This window comes from Agarivorans sp. Alg241-V36, assembly GCF_900537085.1.
Lineage (GTDB): Bacteria > Pseudomonadota > Gammaproteobacteria > Enterobacterales > Celerinatantimonadaceae > Agarivorans.
The window spans coordinates 1-19,415 of record NZ_UNRE01000006.1 but is presented as its reverse complement, the minus strand read 5'-3'; the positions used below and the strand labels follow the sequence as shown (position 1 = coordinate 19,415).

General features: G+C 46.5%; 21 protein-coding genes and 3 rRNA genes. 10 read left to right on the top strand and 14 right to left on the bottom strand.

The window, feature by feature from the left end:
- Positions 1-40: 40 nt before the first annotated feature.
- Both G6R11_RS14125 and G6R11_RS14120 read left to right on the top strand, forming a co-directional pair.
- A complete protein-coding gene (locus G6R11_RS14125) occupies positions 41-754 on the top strand; it encodes a sulfite exporter TauE/SafE family protein (protein ID WP_163133732.1) in 714 nt (237 codons plus the stop codon).
- A gap of 107 nt (positions 755-861) precedes the next feature.
- Entirely contained in the window at positions 862-2,220 is a 1,359-nt protein-coding gene (locus G6R11_RS14120; RefSeq protein WP_163133731.1) for an MATE family efflux transporter, read from the top strand.
- 18 nt (positions 2,221-2,238) lie between these two features.
- Here the strand turns inward: G6R11_RS14120 and G6R11_RS14115 are convergent, their stop codons facing one another.
- The 4 genes from G6R11_RS14115 to G6R11_RS14100 form a co-directional block, all read right to left on the bottom strand.
- Positions 2,239-2,550, bottom strand: coding sequence for a DUF3301 domain-containing protein (locus tag G6R11_RS14115; protein ID WP_163133730.1), 312 nt, complete (start codon positions 2,548-2,550; stop codon positions 2,239-2,241).
- A 75-nt stretch (positions 2,551-2,625) separates the two neighbouring features.
- Entirely contained in the window at positions 2,626-3,045 is a 420-nt protein-coding gene (locus tag G6R11_RS14110) for a secondary thiamine-phosphate synthase enzyme YjbQ (RefSeq protein WP_163133729.1), read from the bottom strand.
- Positions 3,046-3,128: 83 nt separating this feature from the next.
- Positions 3,129-4,706, bottom strand: coding sequence for a GMC family oxidoreductase (locus G6R11_RS14105; protein WP_163133728.1), 1,578 nt, complete (start codon positions 4,704-4,706; stop codon positions 3,129-3,131).
- Positions 4,699-5,229 (bottom strand): hypothetical protein, encoded by a 531-nt coding sequence (locus G6R11_RS14100; RefSeq protein ID WP_163133727.1) that lies wholly within the window; start codon positions 5,227-5,229, stop codon positions 4,699-4,701. Before G6R11_RS14100 ends, G6R11_RS14105 begins: the two co-directional genes overlap by 8 nt.
- 280 nt (positions 5,230-5,509) lie before the next feature.
- Between G6R11_RS14100 and G6R11_RS14095 the strand changes: the two genes are divergently transcribed.
- Complete coding sequence (locus tag G6R11_RS14095) at positions 5,510-6,145, top strand: TetR/AcrR family transcriptional regulator (RefSeq protein ID WP_163133726.1); 636 nt, start codon at positions 5,510-5,512, stop codon at positions 6,143-6,145.
- Here the strand turns inward: G6R11_RS14095 and G6R11_RS14090 are convergent.
- Complete coding sequence (locus G6R11_RS14090) at positions 6,126-7,034, bottom strand: LysR substrate-binding domain-containing protein (protein ID WP_163133725.1); 909 nt, start codon at positions 7,032-7,034, stop codon at positions 6,126-6,128. The genes G6R11_RS14095 and G6R11_RS14090 overlap by 20 nt on opposite strands.
- 112 nt (positions 7,035-7,146) lie before the next feature.
- Here G6R11_RS14090 and G6R11_RS14085 point away from each other — a divergent pair, with 112 nt between their 5' ends.
- Both G6R11_RS14085 and G6R11_RS14080 read left to right on the top strand, forming a co-directional pair.
- The gene (locus G6R11_RS14085; protein WP_163133724.1) at positions 7,147-8,052 is read left to right on the top strand and encodes a DMT family transporter; all 906 of its coding nucleotides are present in this window, start codon (positions 7,147-7,149) and stop codon (positions 8,050-8,052) included.
- Between the two features lie 268 nt (positions 8,053-8,320).
- Positions 8,321-9,043 (top strand): ABC transporter substrate-binding protein, encoded by a 723-nt coding sequence (locus G6R11_RS14080; protein ID WP_163133723.1) that lies wholly within the window; start codon positions 8,321-8,323, stop codon positions 9,041-9,043.
- 35 nt (positions 9,044-9,078) lie between these two features.
- Here the strand turns inward: G6R11_RS14080 and G6R11_RS14075 are convergent, their stop codons facing one another.
- Both G6R11_RS14075 and G6R11_RS14070 read right to left on the bottom strand, forming a co-directional pair.
- Positions 9,079-9,405: a GIY-YIG nuclease family protein gene (locus G6R11_RS14075; RefSeq protein WP_163133722.1), complete on the bottom strand. Its 327-nt coding sequence runs from the start codon at positions 9,403-9,405 to the stop codon at positions 9,079-9,081.
- On the bottom strand, positions 9,405-10,274 hold the full coding sequence (locus G6R11_RS14070; protein ID WP_163133721.1) for a Tim44 domain-containing protein: 870 nt from the start codon (positions 10,272-10,274) through the stop codon (positions 9,405-9,407). The genes G6R11_RS14075 and G6R11_RS14070 overlap by 1 nt, the downstream gene beginning before the upstream one ends.
- A 327-nt stretch (positions 10,275-10,601) precedes the next feature.
- Here G6R11_RS14070 and G6R11_RS14065 point away from each other — a divergent pair, with 327 nt between their 5' ends.
- Both G6R11_RS14065 and G6R11_RS14060 read left to right on the top strand, forming a co-directional pair.
- Entirely contained in the window at positions 10,602-11,300 is a 699-nt protein-coding gene (locus G6R11_RS14065) for an AAA family ATPase (RefSeq protein ID WP_163133720.1), read from the top strand.
- A complete protein-coding gene (locus G6R11_RS14060) occupies positions 11,260-11,586 on the top strand; it encodes a hypothetical protein (protein ID WP_163133719.1) in 327 nt (108 codons plus the stop codon). Before G6R11_RS14065 ends, G6R11_RS14060 begins: the two co-directional genes overlap by 41 nt.
- 15 nt (positions 11,587-11,601) lie before the next feature.
- Here G6R11_RS14060 and G6R11_RS14055 read toward each other — a convergent pair whose 3' ends face one another.
- Together G6R11_RS14055 and G6R11_RS14050 are read right to left on the bottom strand one after the other, a co-directional pair.
- On the bottom strand, positions 11,602-11,916 hold the full coding sequence (locus G6R11_RS14055) for an MGMT family protein (RefSeq protein WP_163133718.1): 315 nt from the start codon (positions 11,914-11,916) through the stop codon (positions 11,602-11,604).
- A gap of 6 nt (positions 11,917-11,922) precedes the next feature.
- Positions 11,923-12,324: an SMI1/KNR4 family protein gene (locus tag G6R11_RS14050; protein ID WP_163133717.1), complete on the bottom strand. Its 402-nt coding sequence runs from the start codon at positions 12,322-12,324 to the stop codon at positions 11,923-11,925.
- A gap of 92 nt (positions 12,325-12,416) precedes the next feature.
- Between G6R11_RS14050 and G6R11_RS14045 the strand changes: the two genes are divergently transcribed.
- A complete protein-coding gene (locus G6R11_RS14045; RefSeq protein WP_163133716.1) occupies positions 12,417-13,070 on the top strand; it encodes an alpha/beta hydrolase in 654 nt (217 codons plus the stop codon).
- Here the strand turns inward: G6R11_RS14045 and G6R11_RS14040 are convergent.
- Positions 13,062-13,979: a LysR family transcriptional regulator gene (locus G6R11_RS14040; protein ID WP_163133715.1), complete on the bottom strand. Its 918-nt coding sequence runs from the start codon at positions 13,977-13,979 to the stop codon at positions 13,062-13,064. The genes G6R11_RS14045 and G6R11_RS14040 overlap by 9 nt on opposite strands.
- 103 nt (positions 13,980-14,082) lie before the next feature.
- Here G6R11_RS14040 and G6R11_RS14035 point away from each other — a divergent pair, with 103 nt between their 5' ends.
- Both G6R11_RS14035 and G6R11_RS14030 read left to right on the top strand, forming a co-directional pair.
- Positions 14,083-15,426 (top strand): aspartate aminotransferase family protein, encoded by a 1,344-nt coding sequence (locus G6R11_RS14035; protein WP_163133714.1) that lies wholly within the window; start codon positions 14,083-14,085, stop codon positions 15,424-15,426.
- Between the two features lie 18 nt (positions 15,427-15,444).
- Positions 15,445-16,935 (top strand): CoA-acylating methylmalonate-semialdehyde dehydrogenase, encoded by a 1,491-nt coding sequence (locus G6R11_RS14030; protein WP_163133713.1) that lies wholly within the window; start codon positions 15,445-15,447, stop codon positions 16,933-16,935.
- Between the two features lie 60 nt (positions 16,936-16,995).
- Here the strand turns inward: G6R11_RS14030 and pssA are convergent, their stop codons facing one another.
- The 4 genes from pssA to G6R11_RS14010 all read right to left on the bottom strand — a co-directional run.
- The gene (pssA, locus tag G6R11_RS14025; protein ID WP_163133712.1) at positions 16,996-18,345 is read right to left on the bottom strand and encodes a CDP-diacylglycerol--serine O-phosphatidyltransferase; all 1,350 of its coding nucleotides are present in this window, start codon (positions 18,343-18,345) and stop codon (positions 16,996-16,998) included.
- 164 nt (positions 18,346-18,509) lie between these two features.
- A 5S ribosomal RNA gene (gene rrf, locus G6R11_RS14020) occupies positions 18,510-18,625 on the bottom strand.
- 99 nt (positions 18,626-18,724) lie between these two features.
- A 5S ribosomal RNA gene (rrf, locus tag G6R11_RS14015) occupies positions 18,725-18,840 on the bottom strand.
- 111 nt (positions 18,841-18,951) lie between these two features.
- Positions 18,952-19,415: ribosomal RNA gene (locus G6R11_RS14010) — 23S ribosomal RNA — on the bottom strand; the annotation flags it as partial.

The following is a 19,415-nucleotide window of genomic DNA, read 5'->3' as shown; positions in this document are numbered from 1 at the left end:
CCACTTTGCTTAGCCAAGGCTTGGGTAAGCGAGGTGGCAAGTGATTACACTATTAGCCTGTTTACTGGTGTTACTCGGCGCATTTGTTCAATACACCATTGGTTTTGGCCTCGCGGTAATTGCCGCCCCCTTATTGTTCCAACTGTCGCCGGTATATGTGCCTGGTCCAATGGTAATTGTTGCACTGGTAGTGGCCAGCTTAAGTGCCTTTGAACACCGAGACAGCATCGCTTTTGGCGGTTTAAAGGCTGCGATAATCGGCCGCATCCCAGGCTCGGTCGCTGGCGGCCTTTTATTATTGTGGGCCGATCTAGCAAGCCTGTCATTTTGGTTAGGTTTATCGGTCATCATCGCAGTCGCAATCAGCTTGTTTCCTATTCGCATTGCGCCCACTCCAAAACGCATGGCAATTGCGGGAGTTATTTCTGGCTTTATGGGCACCAGTAGCTCGATTGGTGGGCCCCCCATGGCTTTGCTTCTCCAGCACCAGCAAGCCAGTTACTTACGAGCAAACTTGTCGGCGTTTTTTGTGGCTAGCTGCATTATGTCGCTGGCTGTGCAAAGCTCGGTGGGTTTTATGTCCTTAGCCCATGTGTACGCCGCGCTACCTTTAATTCCTGCAGCCTTACTGGGTGCCTTTTTAGGTCGGCGCTACGGCAAACGTTTCCCTCAGCGATGGATACGCACTTTTTCACTGAGTTTGTGCGCCATATCTGGAGGCAGCGCCATGTTAAGTTACTTTCTAATGCCTTAAAAATGCTGCTTAATTAAGCGTAATTTGACTACGCCCAATTAATTTGTAATACAAAATATTATATACTACACCATACCCTTAATCGATTGCTGTAATTAGAGACGATAGTGCCTAATCAATCCTACCTAAAAAAGAATATCGCCTTAGCCTGGCCGCTGGCTTTAAATGGCCTATTGATGCAATCAATGTTGATGGTAGATACCTTGTTGGTTTCTCCACTTGGCGAAATTCCACTAGCAGCAATGGGCATAGCCGCTACCTTGGTGGCATTTATCATGGGTATTCAAATGGCTTTGGCCAATGGCTCGCAATTGGTGCTTAGCCGAGCAATAGGTTCGGGCAATCAGCAAGCGCTTACCAAAGGCTTTTGGGCAGGTTTAATCATAAACTTGAGCGTTGCTTTTATTTTTTGGTTGGCACTGCATCTAGGCGACCAAGCGATTGTTACAGCCCTAGCCGATGACCCTAAACTGCAGCAGCAAATCATCAGCTACCTAGCCATCTCAAAATACTTAGTGCTGTTTACTGCAATAACCCAAGTGATCATCGCTTTGTTTAATAGCCAAGGAAAAAGCAAAATTCCGCTACAGGGCTACCTCATTGAAATGCCCATCAATGCCATAGTCTCTTATTTTTTAATCCATGGTTTTGCCGATTTCGGCGGCATGGGTTTAGAAGGCGCGGCGGTAGGCAGTTTAATCGCGATAGTGATTCGCATGAGCTATTTAAGCTTTTGTTTAAAAGCCGATCAAAGTTTAGATCTAAGCTTTAAACAATCCATGCCAGCCTTATTGAGTAGTACACGCTTACATAGCCGAGAAATTTTTCCGGTTGCAGTGAACGTAACCATTTTGCAAATTGGCATAAGTGTTTACCAGCTGCTGTACTCCCAGCTCAACATTAATGCTTACGTAGCTATTACCTTGATAATGCCTTGGCTGAGAGCCGGTACTCAATTTATTGCTGCTTGGGCGCATGCGTCAGCGATAAGCATTAGCCAAGCCATTGGCTCCAGAAAACTCGACGATCTGGCTAAAAATGTCGATAAAAGCATTGATGTGGCAGTGATGGTATCACTAGTCTGCGCTTTCGCTTTCGCCGGCTTAAGCTTAATTTTGCCTAATATCTACCCTGAACTAGACGCCGAGACCTACCAAGCACTTAGCCTAATAGCCCCGTTATATATCTTTTTACCGCTAGTGCGCGGCTACAACACCGTGCATGGGCACGCCTTGCGTGCTTTAGGAAAAACCACCAGCGTATTTAAAATTAACTTTATCGGCCAATGGCTTATCTCCATACCCCTTTGTGCATTGCTTATTCTTTATTTTGAGGTATCGATTTTTTGGGCTTTTGCCATTCAACCCTTTGAAGAAATAGTTAAAGCACTGCCCTTTAGGCAGCTAGCTCGGAAGTCGTTAAAAGAGTTTGATAGTAAAAAAGCTGAGACGCTGATGTATGACTAGGCAGGCTAAGGATTGAGCCTAGCCCTCAAACAAATCATCACCTACTTTATACACCGGTAGCTCAAACTTGAATTGGCTGCCGGCCATAATCAACTGGCCTTGATAGCGGCTGTCGCCGGTGGAAGAGAATTCGAACTGGTAGTAACGACACCAACGCCAGTAGCCGGCCATTTTTTGCGGTTTTTCTTGCTTAAAATTCACTTCGAGTAGTTGTAACTCTAAGGTTTTACATTTCTGCTTTATCAAGTGCTGGGCGCGCTCGGCGTCTTTGCGACGACGCCAAAAGAACATCACAATAAAGGTGAGTAGAAAAATTGCTAACAGATCCATAGCGCCAACTTAGGTAAAGACTTTGTTTAAGATATTGGGACAGTATTGTGAATAACAAGTAAGCCAAACCAAGCCTTATTCACCAGAGAGGGTGGCAATAATTTGTCTATTGCCACCTTCATTTCGATGCTCACCTAAATAGATCCCCTGCCAAATGCCTAAAGCAAAGGCACCTCGGTTAATCGGCAAGGTTAACTCAGCGCCTAGCAAGCTGCTTTTAATATGGGCAGGCATATCGTCGGCCCCCTCATAGGTATGTTCAAAATAAGGTGCGTTCTCTGGCACCATTTTATTTAAGTGGGCATCTAAATCGGCACGAACGCTAGGGTCAGCATTTTCATTCAAACTTAAACTGGCACTAGTGTGCTGCAGTAATAAGTGGCACAAACCCACTTTAAAATCTTGCAGTTCGGGCAACTGCAAAATTAATTCTTCGGTAATTAGGTGAAAGCCACGCGGTCGCGCTTTCAATCTTACCAAACGTTGTAACCACATGAAGATTGGCCTTTTTTAATCTTTGTTTAAGATTAGCAGTGGCCGGCTCACTTTGTAAACGCTTGCTTAACTAAAGCCTAAGCTCAAAGCCGTTTTGCGAGTAGTTCGGCATTTCTTAAGGCCATGGCATAAATGCTTAGCTGGGGATTAGCACCCAAACTGGTAGGGAATACCGAACCGTCAATTACGCTTAGGCCATCAAGCCAGCGGTAATTGCCGGCCTCATCCACCAGCGAAGTTTGCTCATCACCACCCATAGCGCAACCTCCCATTACGTGAGCAGAGGCTAAGCGGGTTGCCAAAGCCTGCATCGGCAATTGCTCAATCATCTTTTTAGCTTGGCTCCAAGAATTAACCAAGCGACTTTGCTCATGCAGAGGAAAGACCTGCTTGGCACCTGCAGCAAACTGCAACTCAGCCATACTGAGTAAGGCACGGCGCGCACCTCGCCAAACAAAGTCACTAATAGGGTAATCCAGCACTGGGCTGCCATCATCACGAAGTTGCACTTGCCCACCTACACTTTGCTCATTAAAGCCATCGCGCAGCAGCGCGATGGTAACTTGCAGGTGGTTAATCTGCTGCATCATCTCGCTATGAAACTGACCAAAACCACTAATTTTAGTGGCTAACAAAATCGGATGAACCGGCGGCACTTCTAACTTATAGCCGCACTCTCCGTCGCTACCACCACGCCATACAAAGTGGTCGGAATACACCGATTGCGGCGCACCTTGGTGGCTATTAACGACATGCTCGAACAAGGCGCCACTCATCACACTGGGGTGTAAAAAGGTACGTTTGCCCACTAGCTGATAAGGGTCGGGAACTTTTGAGCGCAATAACACCGCAGGACTACCAATGGCCCCCGCAGACAACACCACCTGCCGCGCGTGAATGTTAACCTTTGCGCCGTTTGCGCGTTGTTTGCTATCCAAAGCCTGTAATTGCGCACCAGTGATAGCATCATTAGAGAATTGCAGAGCCTGAACGCGAAAACGACTTAGCAAAGTTGCGCCCGCATTAAGAGCAGCCGGAATAGTGGTAACTAACATCGATTGCTTGGCATTGGTTGGGCAGCCCATGCCACAATAGCCCAAATCCCAACACTGCTTAACGTTGCGAGGAATGGCTTGATAAGGCCAGTTTAAGGCCTCACAACCTTTAGCCAATAAAGCATTGTTTTGATTTGTATTAAGCCAAGGACTTATACCCAGCAACTGCTCAGCCTTTTGAAAATAAGGCGCAAGACTTTTTGAATCAAGCTCCCTAAAGCCCCAGCGTTGCTGCCAATGTTGCAAAGTGGGTTCAGGGGTGCGAAGAGAAGTGGTCCAGTTAACCGTAGTTGAGCCACCAACACAGCGTCCTTGAAAAATACTAATGGCTTTATCTTTGGTTTTTCGCGCCGCTGACTCTTGGTATAAGTCTGGATAGGCTTGTCGTTCTTGCAGCTTAAAGTCTTGGCTACTTTTAAGTGGCCCTTCGTCTACCACAATCACTTTAAAACCGGCTTCACTAAGCACTTGAGCACTTATTCCGCCGCCCGCGCCGCTACCAATAATCAAAACATCGCAGTGCAGCTCTTGCCCAGCGTGTTGTTTAGCGCCATCAAGGTGTTGCCAGCCCGATGCTAGGCCCTCTGCGATAATGTCCTTAATCATTCACTAAACCCTTAGCTTGCGCTGGCAGCTGATAATCTAAGTCTGGCCACGACGCAGGGTCACCATACCAAGCAGCAGTGATTAGCTCATGTAAACCTTGATAAGCTTGTCGCAACAATTGCAGGTAATGTTGCTGCCATTGCTGCAGTAGCAATAAACGTTGTTGAATGGATAACTCACTTAGCTGAGCAGCACCCGCACTTAACAGTAACCAGCCACCACGTGATGCCAGAATGTCTAATAGCTGGTTCAATTCAGCTTGGGTATGTGGCTCTAGAATGGCAAAAGCATGGTCAATATTGCCCAGTACCTGCTGTTTTCGAGCTACATCGTCGTTAGCCACAGCGCCCTCTAGGAATGCTGGAATTAAGTACCAAAATACTTGCTGCTGCTGTGGCGTTAGAGCAAGCCTAGCCATGGGTTTAAAGTCTATGGAAGCAGAGCTCACCAGCCACGAACCGCCACTGGCTAGCGCTACTGTGGCGATGCTGTACTTTAACAATGCACGGCGGCTTAATTTCACGTTGCTTCCTGCCTTTTCACTTAAAGAATAAGATACCATTGGTAACTTATATAGCTTTCGCCTTGGCTTAACGCAAGTTTCCATGAGTAACTTATGTAAACTATGGATTGAAGCTCGCAAAACTTCGGTTTATTTGCGGCTATGCTTGGCGGTATCATCAGTAAATAATAGAACGTTAGTGTAAGCCTGTATTGTTTAGCGGGAGTTTTGCGAATAACGCGAACACTGCCAAATAGCTTTTAGTGCAAATACTGACTAAGGTTTACCTATCAAGAGCTTAATGAATATCATTGTGAATACAGCTATTAAAAAACGCGCCATCAGCCCTGAACAAAAACAATTACGCCGCCAGCAAATACTGGGTGCAGCCAAACAAGCCTTAGGTGAACACGGCTACGAGCAGGTAGTGCTTAGCCAGCTAGCAGAACAACTAGAGCTGTCGAAACCTGCCTTGTATCGCTATTTCGCCAATAAAGAAAGCTTGTTTATGGCACTTTATTTAGAAGAAGCTAAGCAGTTACTGCTGGGCCTTGAGCGCTTATCGCATCAGCAACTAAAACCCAGAGTGCTAGCTGAAACCATTGCCGCCCAACCCACCTTTTGTTACCTATCGGCCATTTTGCACACAGTGTTGGAAAAGCAGGAGAACATTGAGCAGGCAATAAACTTTAAACGCCAGCTAAAAGCCATGGCAGAACAGCTGGCAAAACTGTTTTTGCATTGGTCGCCACAACTAAACCAACAGCAAGCTCTAAGCAAAGTGATGTTTCTGTATCAAGCGGTTATTGGTTGTTGGCATACCAGTCACCCATCGTCCACCATGCAACAGGTGATGAAGAATGATGAGTTTGCCATTTTGCGTTTAGACTTTGTCGACAGCTTAAGCTTACTGCTGGTTAAACTTCTAGCGGACTAGCGCCGGTTTCAATCAACCAGTCTGCTACAGCGCGCAAACCCTGATCTCGGCTACGTGCTTGTTTGTAACAAAGGTAAAAGTCATAGCCGGTGTATACCGATGACACAGGCAAGTCGACCAACTTGCCTTCTCGAATGTCTTTCTCCACCATAAAGTCACTCACCAGAGCAATGCCTTGGCCGGTAGCCGCCGCTTCCAATGCCAGTACTTGATGACTAAAGCTATGAAAGGCTTGGTTACTTGGCAGCGAGATCCCTAAACCTTTAGACCATACCGCCCAGTCCCCACCAGGTTGCTGAGCGTCTTCATCTAAATCACAAGACAACAGCGGAAATTGGGGCAGGTCTTGTCGCCAATTTTGTTGGTCAATCTCTTGATAAAGGCTGGGCGAACACACCGCTACTAGGCGCTCTTTATGCAATAAGTGGCTAACATAACCCGGTGCTGAATGGGCAAAACAAATAAATAGATCACCAGTGGTGCTCGATAAAACCGGTTCTTCGGTAATCATTTGCAGGCGTAAATCAATTTCTGGATTGCGCGCTCTAAAGCTGGGTAACAAAGGCACCAAACGTTTAAGGGCAAACGAACTGTAAGCAGTAAGCCTAAGCTGAGCAATGCCCTCGCCTTTTACTTGGCGGGTGATATGGCTTAGTTCATTGAGTATCCGCTCTACCTCGCCAAAATAACTTCGCCCTGCCTCGCTAAGCTGTAGCTGGCGACCCACTTTAATCAGCAAAGGCTCTGCTAAATAATCTTCCAGCAAGCGCAAACGGTGGCTCACCGCGCTTTGGCTAATACCTAATTCTTCACCAGCCTTGGCAACACTTTGATTTCGCGCGACAGCCTCAAAAGCAATTAAGGCATTTAGTGGAGGAAGAGTTCGCATGGCAATACATTATATTTATTCATGTATTACCAATTATTATCATTTTTTTAATGTTTAACAAGCTTCTACACTGCAGCTTAATTGATTAGCCCAATATAACGAGGAGGCAGAAATGCGAAACAATTCCACTTTTATTGCCATTGTTATTTTAGTTGTGGCCAATCAAATTGCGGTTTTGTCTGACGCTCTAATGAAAGTGGCTGGCGAGCAAGCTTCGGTATTTGAAATACTGCTCTACCGCCAGCTCAGCACCTTGTTATTGTTGTTGCCCTTATTCATATTCACCAAACAAAAGTTGCCGCAGAAACCCTTGGTGCACGTGGTGCGTGGTCACCTATGGCTAGCGGGCTCTGGTTGCATGGTGGTTGCTTTAATTGCGCTGCCCCTGGCAACTGCCAACGCCTTATTCTACGCAGCTCCAATTATGATGCTGCCCTTGGGTATGTGGCTGCACAAAAGTCCTATCAACCGAACTCAAGTAATGGCGGCATTTATTGGTTTTATCGGAGTATTGGTAATTATTCGCCCCACCGAATTTAACTGGGGAGCCATTGCAGCATTAGGCACCGCACTAACACTTGCGCTAAGTAACCTAACGGTAAAATACATTCCCAAGCAGGAATCGGTAGTCACCAGTTTGTTTTGGACCAACCTAATGGTAGTGCCCGCGACTTTGGTGCTAGCGTGGCCACAGCTGCAAAGCTTTAATTGGTCACTGCTCTACCTAGCTGGCGGTAGCAGTTTGTTTATTTTGTTCTTACATGCAGGTTCGGTGATCGCTTATAAATCGGCTAATGCGAATAGCATTGCTAGTGCCGAGTATACTGGCTTAATTGGTGCTGCTATCTTTGGCTGGTTGTTCTTTAGCGAAATGCCAGACAGGTTAACCTGGCTGGGTGCAGCACTCATTGTGGTGCCGTTGATTTTACAAAGCCCCTTGCCAAAGCAATTGCTCAGCTGGAAACAACAACTCAATCGCAAACGCTTAAAGCGCTCTACTTCCGACATGGGTCTGTAAATACCCATCATTTATCCCCAATGTACTTTTTCGTGGTTAACACATTAGCCACGAACAAAAGCTTTTACTGTCAACTAAACTAAACAGCACGACAGAATTAAGCGCTAAGCTTTACTCAGTAAATGCGTACAAGCTATGGATAAATCAGCATAATGCACTGCTTAAATCCGTCGTATTAAGATTTTGCAATGTTGATTATCATCTCCGCTTTCATTGGCTCACTTTGTTAAACAGCAAAAAAGCCTTCGCTACATTACTGTTGTTACTAATGCTACCCAGTACAACCAGCTTCGCCCAAGCGCTTCTTTTGGTGGCTGACCGATGGTGTCCTTTTAACTGCCAAGCCAACAGTGCTTTTCCTGGTTACACCATCGAAATAGCTCAAAAGGTATTTGCGCCGGAACAGCCAGTTAGACTGCTTGAAATGCCTTGGTCACGCGCACTACGCCACACCGAAAAAGGTGTTTATCACGCTGTGGTAGGAGCATTAGCTGATGAAGCCAAAGGCTTCGTTTACCCAAAAGCCGCAATAGGTAAAGCCCAGCAAGTATTGGTGATGAAAAGTGAGACTAACTGGCAGTATCAGGGCATAAGCTCGCTGGAAAAACTCACCATTGCAGTAATTGCCGATTATGACTATAGCCTTGAAGTTGATGCTTATATAAACGCGAAGCAACACCGCCGTAATGTAGTGTTAGTGCGCAGTGAGCATGCATTAGAGCGTATGCATAAACTGCTTATGGAAGGGAGAATTGATGGCTATATCGAGGACAAGAGTGTGGTGGATTACTACGTTCATCAGCGTGGAGATAGCAATGCCATTCGCATCGCGACTAGCTTTAGTATTGAACCCGTGTACATCGCCTTTTCGCCCGCTAATCCACAAAGCCCTGCCTTAGCTCACCGCCTCAGTGAAGGTATACAAGAACTTAGAGCTAATGGCGAGTTAACCAAGATCTTACAACGCTATGGGCTTAGCGACTGGCAATAGCAGCCAATACCGCCCCTATGTTTACTCTTGGTAACTTAAGCATCCGATTCAGGTAACAGGCTTTGCCAATCTAACTGCCCCAGCACCAAGCGTTCTTTGGCTGCTTTTGGCAGTTGTTTTATTGCATATTCCAAACGCATCGCTTGCTGTTTAGAAGCCAAAGCTTGTTGGAATACCAACTTTAACGGGCCTTTACCGCGTAAGGCTTTTGCGCCTTTTGCACCGCCTTGTTGGTGCTCTGCAAAACGGCGTTTTACATCGGTGGTCACGCCAGTATACAGGTGCTGCTGTTTGGTTCTTATAATATACAGAAACCACTCGCTAGCAGGCGCTTCAGCCACTAACAAGTTATCATCGGACATTAGGCTTCAATGCCCACAATCAACCATGGTGAGTTAGCTTGGTCGAGTTTACGCTCTAGGTGCCATACTTCGGCAACGTTGCTCTCTTGGCCAGTTACTTCATCACGGGTTTGACCGATGAATTTTACACTCACCTCCGCATTTAACATTGAGTGATCGGCGCGCACTAACTCAGCATCAATAAAGACAACACTGCTGTTAATCTCTTGATCGCCATAAGAACGACGCTCTTCTGCTAAGCCGTTGTAGAGTTCAATGCTCAAGTACTCTTGCATTACCTCTAGCTTATTGTCATTCCATGCGCGCTGCAGCGTATCAAAGTGACCACGCGCGCCTTCTAAAAAGGCATTAACATCAAAGCCTGCCGGCGGATTAAACGGCACTTCATCTTCACCGCCGCTAGCAAGTTGACTAGCATTAGCAAAACCACCTTGCTGCCACTGGCCATCAGTTTGTGGACTTTGATAGGCTTGCGCAGGTTGATGGTTCATGGCCGCCGCTTTTTGTTGGTTGAGCCCACGTAAAAAACGCACCGCTACAAAAGCAATCAAGGCAAATAGCAAAATATCCATCATCTGTAGGCCTTCAAAGGCCCCGCCGCCAAGCAGGGCAGCAAACAATCCGCCCGCTAGCAAGCCACCTAACAAACCACCCATCATTCCTGAACGTCGACCGGTATTTGCTGCCGTACCATTATTTTGGTTCTGCTGCTTATTAGCCTGCTGGTTAGTTTGAGTGGGTTGTTTTTTAAAGGTTGGTTGGCTTTTTCCCCAGGACTTACCGCCACCAAAGCGCTTAGCCTCTGCGTCGGGGGTAACAATCAATACCGCCATCACCAAAGCCATAACACTCATCAATTTTTTTAACATTCGCTCCGCCTTCTAAGGAGTCATTCAGCGATAAGCAGTGTAACCAGCTTGGGGCTAGGTTCAAGTGAAAACTATATCAAGCGCTAAGCGGACTAAAGCACTACAACTTTAGTATTGATGTAAAACTTTTGTTACAGCTAAATGCAGCTTGTTCGAAAGGAGGTAATCCTTAATTAATTCATAACCTTAGAGCATGTTATAAACACTTGTAAAAATTAAGCTTATTGCTTTGATTATTTTTTCGCCTAAGCTGGGGAAGTCAGCTAAAAAACAATAATTCCGCTGACATAGACACTTACAAAAGACCAAAACAAAAAGGACTTAGCCATGATACTTCTCGTTGGCGGTGAAAAGGGGGGCAGTGGTAAAAGCTGTCTGGCCCAGAACTTGGCGGTGTATTTAAAACAACGCTTCAATACCGAAATCCTCCTGGTTGATTGCGACCCACAACGTACCAGCTCCGATTGGGTGCAGGCACGTAATGAGCAAGAAGACCTTCCAAGCATCAACTGTGTTCAACTATACGGCAATATTCGCAACGACCTACTTAGCCTGCAAAATCGCTTTGATTTTGTGGTAGTAGATTGTGGTGGCCAAGACAGTAAAGCGCTGCGCTCAAGCATGGCGGTGGCTACCCATGCCATTGTTCCGCTACGCCCGAAAAGGCGCGACATTAAAACCCTTCCTCACTTAGAGGAGTTGGTAAATACCTGTAAAGCGGTAAATTTCCATCTAAAAGAAGCAGTAGTACTTACCCAATGTCCCTCTTTGCCAAGCCAATACAAGCGCATTCAAGAAGCCAAAGAGGTGTGCAGCACCTACGGTTTACATGTGTTAGACGCCATCACTTTTAATCGCAACATTTATGATGACAGTGAAGAACGCGGCTATACCGTATTGGAACTAGAGCCAGAGGGCAAAGCTGCACAAGAGATCCGCAATATTGCTGAAGAGTTTATAGTATGTGAGCAAGGAGCGGCAGATCATGGCATTGCACGATCTCAAGAAAAAGCCTCGGGCTTCTAAGCCTAAACAATTTTGCGACGTTGATAGTTTTATTGCTCAAGCTGAGTTATACGCTAATGGCTGCGAGAATGTGGTGCACCTGCCAATACAGGCCAAACGCAACTCATCCAAACAGCCAACTAAAAACGCCACGTTTAGCTTAAACCAAGCGGTGATTTTAGAGTTAGAGCAAATAAAGCAGAAAACCGGTTTATCTAAATCTTACTTGGTGCGTGCTTTAACTCACCACTTAGCCGGTTTAGAAGAACCCAAACAACAGGCAATATTACACCCTAAAAAGCCTTAAGCTACTAATAGTAACTTAATCACCCAGCCATAAGTGCTGGGTGAGAGGCACTTTGTTATTGCGAAAGATAATGCCCTCATCTTCAAGCCGCTGTCGCTGACACTGATATTGTGGAGAGCCTTCTGGGAAGGAAATCATACCCTTGGCATTTATTACTCTATGCCATGGCAAGTTAGAACCCTCTGGCAAGGTTTTTAAACAACGTCCTACAGCGCGCGCCATTCGAGGATAGCCAGCCATTTCAGCTACCCCACCATAGGTGGCCACTTTTCCTTCGGGAATATGGCCTATCACTAACCAAAACTTAGCTAAATAGTCTTGCTGTTCCATGCTGAACTAGCTTTGCATCCACACTTCGCTAGCCCAGTCCCAAATGGTGTCCCATTCTGGAACTAAGTCTTCTTGGCCTTGAAAGTATCCAATTTCACCTTCTTGGCTTATGAAATAGAAGTTATCGCCATTTTGACAGATGGGGATAAACTCTCGTGGTAAACCCAGGTTCCAGGCAGTTGCAGCCACTTCCGGTAAATAAGTGTGTAAGTAGGGGTCGCTAATGGTGACCGGCTCTAAGCTACCGCAAGTAACATCGCTAACGGTAAGTTGAAAAGCGCGTAAGTCACTAGGCATGGGAATTAGAATTAACTCTTCTACTTCAACCAGTTGAGCTTCTGTTGGTAGCTCACTAGGGTAAGCGCCAGACTGATCGGCGGCTCTAATTTCATCAATTAATTCTTGCATGCTTGTCTCTCCGCGGCATTGGCATACAATGCCTGTTGCTTAAACTGTTGCACAGCTTACCTAGAAGATTCTCAATCAGCAAAGGAATATCCATGCCACTTAACGCTATAACTGTAGAACCCGAGCAGGCTGCTCGCCATTGTATTATTTGGCTACATGGCTTAGGCGCAGGCCCAGAAGATTTTGTTCCTTTAGCTAAGCAACTTAAGTTACCCACTGAGGCAGCGGTGCGTTTTATTTTCCCGGCCGCTCCCGAGCGCGCAGTCACCGTTAATGCAGGTTACTTTATGCCAGCGTGGTACGACATACTGGCGTTTTCTCCGCAGCGTAAAATTAATCAACAGCACTTAGAACAAGTAAGCCAGGAGATTGGCCAAATTATTGAGCAACAACTCGCTCAAGGCATCCCTAGTGAAAACATTATTTTGGCAGGCTTTTCTCAAGGCGGGGCAGTGGCTTATCACTGCGCGTTAAACCTCAAGCATTGCTTGGGGGGATTGCTATGTATGTCCACCTACTTAGTCAGCGAAAGCCTGCCCAAGCAACCGCTACAAGCCAATACGCCTATTCTCATTCAGCATGGGCGACAAGATGATGTAGTGGCGCCAAGTTTGGGTGAACAAGCCTACCAGCAACTATCGGCCTTAGGCTACCAAGCAGAATTTAGCCTATTTGATATGGCGCACAGTGTCTCGCCTAGCCAAATAAAAGCGATAAAGGCTTGGCTAAGCGCTCGCTTAAACTAAGTTATGAGCCTGCTTTAAGCATTCAAGGAAACACGCCAATATCCGTGAAGGCTTAGGGGACAAACGGTTTACTGCCAAAAAAGGGCAATTGTAACGAAAGTCTTCGCCGCCAATGGCTCTAATTAAGCCTTGTTCTACAAAGCTTCGGGCATAGTGTTCCGGCAAATAAGCCAAATAACTGCCCGATAATAGTAAAGTAGCCACTGCTTCTTGGTCGTAGGCGGTAGCATGGCGCTTAAAACCTTTGCGTTGCGTGGTATCCAAGTTAGGAGAATGGTGGCCAAGACCAGCATACTTTTGGCTTACTATTTCTTCGGCGCTAATGGTGATGTCACTGCGCTGAAATAAAGGATGATGATAACCACAGTAGAGTGACATTTTCTCATCAAATAACCACTGATAAGCCAAGCTGGCAGATTGACGCTGCCCAGGCACCACCCCAACATGATAACGCCCTTCTATCACGCCACTTTCGATGACCGATAAGGTTTCAACGTATAAATCTAAGCTGACTTTTGGCGCTCGCTGGTCAAACAGTTGTAAGGCTTGCGAGATTTTAGCTTGTTGGTTGGTGACCGTTTTATCGAACAAAGCGATGGCTAGGTTACCGGTCATCTCTTTGTGTAAGCCTTGAACGTCTGCACGAAACTCATCTAAAGCGCCCATCAAACGTAAGCTAGATTGATAGACGTGCTGCCCTTCGGCACTCAATACAAAGCCCGCCCTACCACGCTGACATAAAGTCACACCTAGGCGAATCTCCAAATCTTTAACATGACGGCTAATGGTTGAGCGGCCAATATTGAGCTCTACCTCGGCTGCCGAAATGCCTCCACACTCCACCACTACCCTAAAAACTTTTAATAGGCGTAAATCAATATCACTAAGTTGGCCCAAGATTTTTTGCATTATGTTTCATCCTTATGAAACTTTAGATTCAAAGATACATATTTATGTAACTTAAAACCAGCATTAGGCTAAACCCAGCATCTAGCTTTGCAAGGAGAAGCAAATGGCCACATTGCAAGACATGGGAATTACCCAAAATCAACTTGATAGCCACTGGATGGCATATACGGGTAATCGCCAGTTCAAACAAGATCCACGAATGATTTGCCAAGCCAAGGGAAAATACTACTTCGATGCCGACGGTCGCAAAATATTTGATGGCTTATCAGGCCTGTGGACCTGTGGCTTGGGACATGGTCGCCAAGAAATAGTTGATGCTATTGCTCAGCAAGCCAGCCAACTTGATTACTCTCCCGCGTTTCAGTTTGGCCACCCAAAATCATTTCAACTGGCAGAGCGAATTACCGAGTTTATGCCCGAAGGTTTAAACCGAGTATTTTTCACTGGCTCAGGCTCTGAATCTGCCGACACCTCTCTAAAAATCGCTCGCGCTTATTGGCGTAAAAAGGGCCTTGCCAGTAAAACCAAGCTGATTGGCCGCGGCAAAGGCTACCACGGGGTAAACTTTGGCGGCATATCGGTGGGCGGCATCGGCCCCAATCGCGCCATATTTGGCGCCGGAGTAGATAGCGCCCACATGCGCCACACAGTTTTGCCAGAAAACGCTTTTACTAAAGGCCAGCCAAGCCAAGGCGCTGAACTAGCCAACGACTTAATAGATTTAATCGCCATGCATGATGCTTCCAACATAGCGGCGGTGATTGTTGAGCCTATGGCCGGTAGTGCTGGGGTAATTCCTCCGCCAGTAGGCTATTTAAAACGCTTACGTGAGATTTGCGACCAACACCAAATCTTACTAATTTTTGATGAAGTAATTTGTGCTTTTGGTCGCTTGGGTTACAAAACCGGAGCCGAAGCCTGCGGTGTTACACCCGACATCATTAACATGGCGAAGCAGCTCACTAATGGGGTAGTTCCTATGGGAGCGGTAGCCTGTAAACAAGAAATCTACGACACCTTTATGGACGAAGGTGGTCCAAACTATATGTTAGAACTGCCCCACGGCTATACCTACTCAGCTCACCCTATTGCTTGTGCAGCAGCACTCGCCTCGTTGGACTTACTGGACAAAGAACATATGTTCGAGCAAGTAAGGGAGATGAGCCCAATACTTGAACATGCCGCACATCAGCTAGGACAGCTGGACTTAGTAAGCGATGTAAGGAATATGGGCTTAGCCGCAGGCTTAAGCCTTGTTCATGCACCCGGTGAACCGGCCCTTAATCCTTTTTTAGTCGCACAACAAATGTGGCAAAAGGGATACTACGTGCGCTATGGCGCCGACACGATACAAATAGCGCCACCGTTTAACGTTAGCGCCGCAGAAATCGACAGCCTATTTAATGCCTTAGGCGACTCAATTAACCAACTATCAGGCCAAGCCTAAGCCTATAAGGAAAGATTCATGTCTATCATCGGTCATTTAATTAACGGCGAAAACCACAACCAGTACACTCGCTCTCAAGATGTTTATAACCCTTCAACCGGCCAAGTCGCAAGCCAAGTAGCCTTGGCCGACAAAACGACGGTTGAACAAGCTATTAGCGCCGCTCAACAAGCTTTTCCGGCTTGGCGAGATACGCCTGTAGCGAAACGCGCCCAAATTATGTTTCGCTACAAAACCTTATTGGAAGAAAATGCCGAACGCATTTGTGAACTGGTAGGCCAACAGCACGGCAAAATTGTTCACGACGCCATGGGCGAACTTACCCGCGGTATTGAAAATGTTGAATACGCCTGTGCTGCACCCGAGGTACTTAAAGGTGAGCATTCTCGTAACGTTGGCCCAGGCATTGACTCATGGAGCGAGTTCCAGCCGCTAGGGGTGGTAGCCGGGATAACCCCATTTAATTTCCCAGTGATGGTGCCAATGTGGATGTTTCCGATGGCGCTGATGTGCGGCAATAGTTTTGTACTTAAACCTTCAGAGCGAGATCCATCAGCCACCTTACTAATTGCCGAACTATTGCATCAAGCAGGATTGCCAAAAGGCGTATTCAACGTGGTTAATGGCGATAAAGAAGCCGTAGACACTCTGCTCACCGACCCACGAGTTGCTGCTGTTAGCTTTGTAGGCTCCACCCCAATAGCCGAATACATTTACAGCACCGCCACTGCCAATGGTAAGCGCTGTCAAGCCTTAGGTGGGGCGAAAAATCACGCCATCATCATGCCAGACGCCGACTTAGATAACGCAGTGAATTCCTTGCTTGGCGCAGCGTTTGGCTCATCTGGTGAGCGCTGTATGGCTTTATCGGTAGCCGTGGCCGTGGGTGACGACATTGCCGATAAACTAGTCAGCGGCTTAACTGAGCAAATGCAGAACCTTAAGGTTGGTGCTTACTCAGATAAAGAAAACGACTTTGGCCCACTAATTAGCGCTGAACAGCGTGACAAAGTTGAAATGTACATCAGCAGTGCCGAAGCCGATGGCGCCACTGTAGTTGTAGATGGTCGCAATACTCAAGTAGCCGGCTACCCAGATGGTTTCTACGTAGGAGGAACCTTAATTGACCATGTCACCGGGGCCATGAAAGCCTACCAAGAAGAGATTTTTGGCCCGGTACTATGTGTGGTTCGGGTGGATAGCATGGAGAAAGGCATGCAGCTGATTAATAAGCACCAATTTGGTAACGGTACTTGCCTCTACACCCGCGATGGTGAAGCCGCTCGCTACTTTTCTGATAACATCCAAGTAGGAATGGTAGGTATTAATATTCCTCTGCCTGTACCGGTTTCTTACCATAGCTTTGGCGGTTGGAAGCGTTCACTATTCGGAGACTTACACGCTTACGGGCCAGATGCTGTGCGTTTTTACACTAAACGTAAAACCATTACCCAACGCTGGCCCTCTGCCTCGGTGCGTGAAGGAGTCAATTTCTCCTTTCCTAGCTAACACTGGCTTTAGTTCTTATTAGCCCAGCCTAAGGCTGGGCTAAGCAAATGCGCGTGCTGCTTATAAGATTTGTTTTAGCAAACGGTCAGCACGCACTCTGTTTATTCGTTTTAGCAAACGTTTTACTGGTAAGGGATAGTTAGCGAGACTGTCTAAATCTGCTACGCAATGCACTAGCTTAGTGTGAGCAAGTATATTGTTCAGCTCGAGCTGCTTTTGCTCGTTCAACAAACTATTCGGGTCATCAATCAATAAACCATTTTCTAAATCTAAATTCCAGGCGCGCGGATTTAAATTATTGCCGGTTAATAGGCTATACCTCTCATCAACCCACAAGCCTTTCACATGAAAGCTATTATCCTTATGAGACCAGAGGTGAATGCTTAATAGACCACTGTTGATATATTTAAGCTGGCGTTTAACAAACTTGGTTAAATTCAATTCATACAAGTAAGGCAGCGCATGTATAACTTTAAAGTTTTCATCGGGTTTACTGTAGAAATCACTGGCGGTTTTATCACCCACAATCAGCTTTACCTTCACTCCATGTTTTAGAGCTTTGCTAATTTCTCTAGACAAGCTACCCGGTGGATTGAAATAAGGTGTGCACAAAGTGATTTGATGCTTAGCCTTAATAACCAACTGTCGAATGGTTTTATTGAGTAAATTCTGACGACGCCCTAAACCTAACAAAGGAGTGATACCAACTTCAGACTCAGCACATTGTTGAGGATGATAGCTATATTGCTCACGCTGCAAGGATAAGCGTAAGCGCCGAATAGCCGGTTTTAGTGAGCGGGTACTCACTGGCTGATTAGTCGATAAACTAGACACCGCTTCACTATTCACTAGGTATTGCTCAACATAGTCAACCATCGCATTGGCTAAGCGTGCGTTATGAATCAAGTGGTAGCGATCGAAGCGGTAGCGCTGCTGCTGCGCCAAGTAGATATTGTTGATACTGGCACCACTATATATAACGTTGTCGTCAACAATGCTGCCTTTTAAATGTAGAACACCAAACAACTCCCGATTACTAACAGGCACGCCATAAAAGGTAATCAAATCTGGGTAACGTTGGGCGTATTCTCTATACATTGCCGCGTTGCCCTGCGCCTGCTCATCACCAATCAAACCACGCTGGGCACGGTGCCAATCTACCAACACAACAACTTCGAGCTCTGGACAACGCTGTTTAGCAGTATAAAGCGCATCCATAATACTGCGCCCTGCTTGGTCGTCTTCAAGATAAAGTGCTACCAGGTAGATGCGCGTCTTCGCTTCTGCAATCAGTTGTAATAGAGCAATACGATACTCTTCTGCACTCAGCAAAGTTTTAAAGTGCAGTGGATCGTGCGCTATTTTAGGAAGAGACTGTAACGATGCGTTACGAGAAAAACGTGGAGTCATTAATATAGATTCTTGATTACTTGCACTATGCTTCGCTAATTGTAACAAAGGATCAGCTCGGTCACTAAGAAAGCTATCAACAAAGTATCAATCTGCTGCCAGCGCCACATAACTACAGCACAAAGAAAAAGGGCTTCCCAATGGGAAGCCCTTAACTATTTGGAGCCTAGCAGTGACCTACTTTCACATGGGGAAGCCCCACACTATCATCGGCGCAGTTGCGTTTCACTTCTGAGTTCGGCATGGGATCAGGTGGTTCCACAACGCTATTGCCACTAGGCAAAAACTTTTAAAGTGTTTACTCTAGCTAGTTGGCGAAGCCAAAATTCCCTAGCTAGAGTAAAAAGCCCTCGTCGTATGACGAGGGCTTAGTATAGGCGCCTGGCAGTGACCTACTTTCACATGGGGAAGCCCCACACTATCATCGGCGCAGTTGCGTTTCACTTCTGAGTTCGGCATGGAGTCAGGTGGGTCCACAACGCTATTGCCACCAGGCAAAAACTGTTGTCTTTAACATTCGAAAAAGCTGAAAATATCTCATGAGTACTAACAAGTATTCATGGTTTCTAAATAAGGTATCTATAAGCAACACCCTTTAGGTGTTGTATGGTTAAGCCTCACGGGTAATTAGTACAAGTTAGCTCAATGCCTCACAGCACTTACACACCTTGCCTATCAACGTTGTAGTCTCCAACGGCCCTTCAGAGGACTTAAAGTCCTAGTGAGAATTAATCTCGAGGCCTGCTTCCCGCTTAGATGCTTTCAGCGGTTATCAGTTCCGAACGTAGCTACTGGGCAATGCTATTGGCATAACAACCCAAACACCAGCGGTTCGTCCACTCCGGTCCTCTCGTACTAGGAGCAGCTCCCCTCAATTCTCAAACGCCCACGGCAGATAGGGACCGAACTGTCTCACGACGTTCTAAACCCAGCTCGCGTACCACTTTAAATGGCGAACAGCCATACCCTTGGGACCGACTTCAGCCCCAGGATGTGATGAGCCGACATCGAGGTGCCAAACACCGCCGTCGATATGAACTCTTGGGCGGTATCAGCCTGTTATCCCCGGA

Bases quoted from the DNA above. Each gene is read 5' to 3' on its own strand.
- G6R11_RS14115 (WP_163133730.1), bottom strand. From the start codon at position 2,550: ATGGATCTGTTAGCAATTTTTCTACTCACCTTTATTGTGATGTTCTTT.
- G6R11_RS14110 (WP_163133729.1), bottom strand. From the start codon at position 3,045: ATGTGGTTACAACGTTTGGTAAGATTGAAAGCGCGACCGCGTGGCTTT.
- G6R11_RS14105 (WP_163133728.1), bottom strand. From the start codon at position 4,706: ATGATTAAGGACATTATCGCAGAGGGCCTAGCATCGGGCTGGCAACAC.
- G6R11_RS14095 (WP_163133726.1), top strand. From the start codon at position 5,510: ATGAATATCATTGTGAATACAGCTATTAAAAAACGCGCCATCAGCCCT.
- G6R11_RS14090 (WP_163133725.1), bottom strand. From the start codon at position 7,034: ATGCGAACTCTTCCTCCACTAAATGCCTTAATTGCTTTTGAGGCTGTC.
- G6R11_RS14085 (WP_163133724.1), top strand. From the start codon at position 7,147: ATGCGAAACAATTCCACTTTTATTGCCATTGTTATTTTAGTTGTGGCC.
- G6R11_RS14080 (WP_163133723.1), top strand. From the start codon at position 8,321: ATGCTACCCAGTACAACCAGCTTCGCCCAAGCGCTTCTTTTGGTGGCT.
- G6R11_RS14075 (WP_163133722.1), bottom strand. From the start codon at position 9,405: ATGTCCGATGATAACTTGTTAGTGGCTGAAGCGCCTGCTAGCGAGTGG.
- G6R11_RS14070 (WP_163133721.1), bottom strand. From the start codon at position 10,274: ATGTTAAAAAAATTGATGAGTGTTATGGCTTTGGTGATGGCGGTATTG.
- G6R11_RS14065 (WP_163133720.1), top strand. From the start codon at position 10,602: ATGATACTTCTCGTTGGCGGTGAAAAGGGGGGCAGTGGTAAAAGCTGT.
- G6R11_RS14060 (WP_163133719.1), top strand. From the start codon at position 11,260: ATGGCATTGCACGATCTCAAGAAAAAGCCTCGGGCTTCTAAGCCTAAA.
- G6R11_RS14055 (WP_163133718.1), bottom strand. From the start codon at position 11,916: ATGGAACAGCAAGACTATTTAGCTAAGTTTTGGTTAGTGATAGGCCAT.
- G6R11_RS14050 (WP_163133717.1), bottom strand. From the start codon at position 12,324: ATGCAAGAATTAATTGATGAAATTAGAGCCGCCGATCAGTCTGGCGCT.
- G6R11_RS14045 (WP_163133716.1), top strand. From the start codon at position 12,417: ATGCCACTTAACGCTATAACTGTAGAACCCGAGCAGGCTGCTCGCCAT.
- G6R11_RS14040 (WP_163133715.1), bottom strand. From the start codon at position 13,979: ATGCAAAAAATCTTGGGCCAACTTAGTGATATTGATTTACGCCTATTA.
- G6R11_RS14035 (WP_163133714.1), top strand. From the start codon at position 14,083: ATGGCCACATTGCAAGACATGGGAATTACCCAAAATCAACTTGATAGC.
- G6R11_RS14030 (WP_163133713.1), top strand. From the start codon at position 15,445: ATGTCTATCATCGGTCATTTAATTAACGGCGAAAACCACAACCAGTAC.
- pssA (WP_163133712.1), bottom strand. From the start codon at position 18,345: ATGACTCCACGTTTTTCTCGTAACGCATCGTTACAGTCTCTTCCTAAA.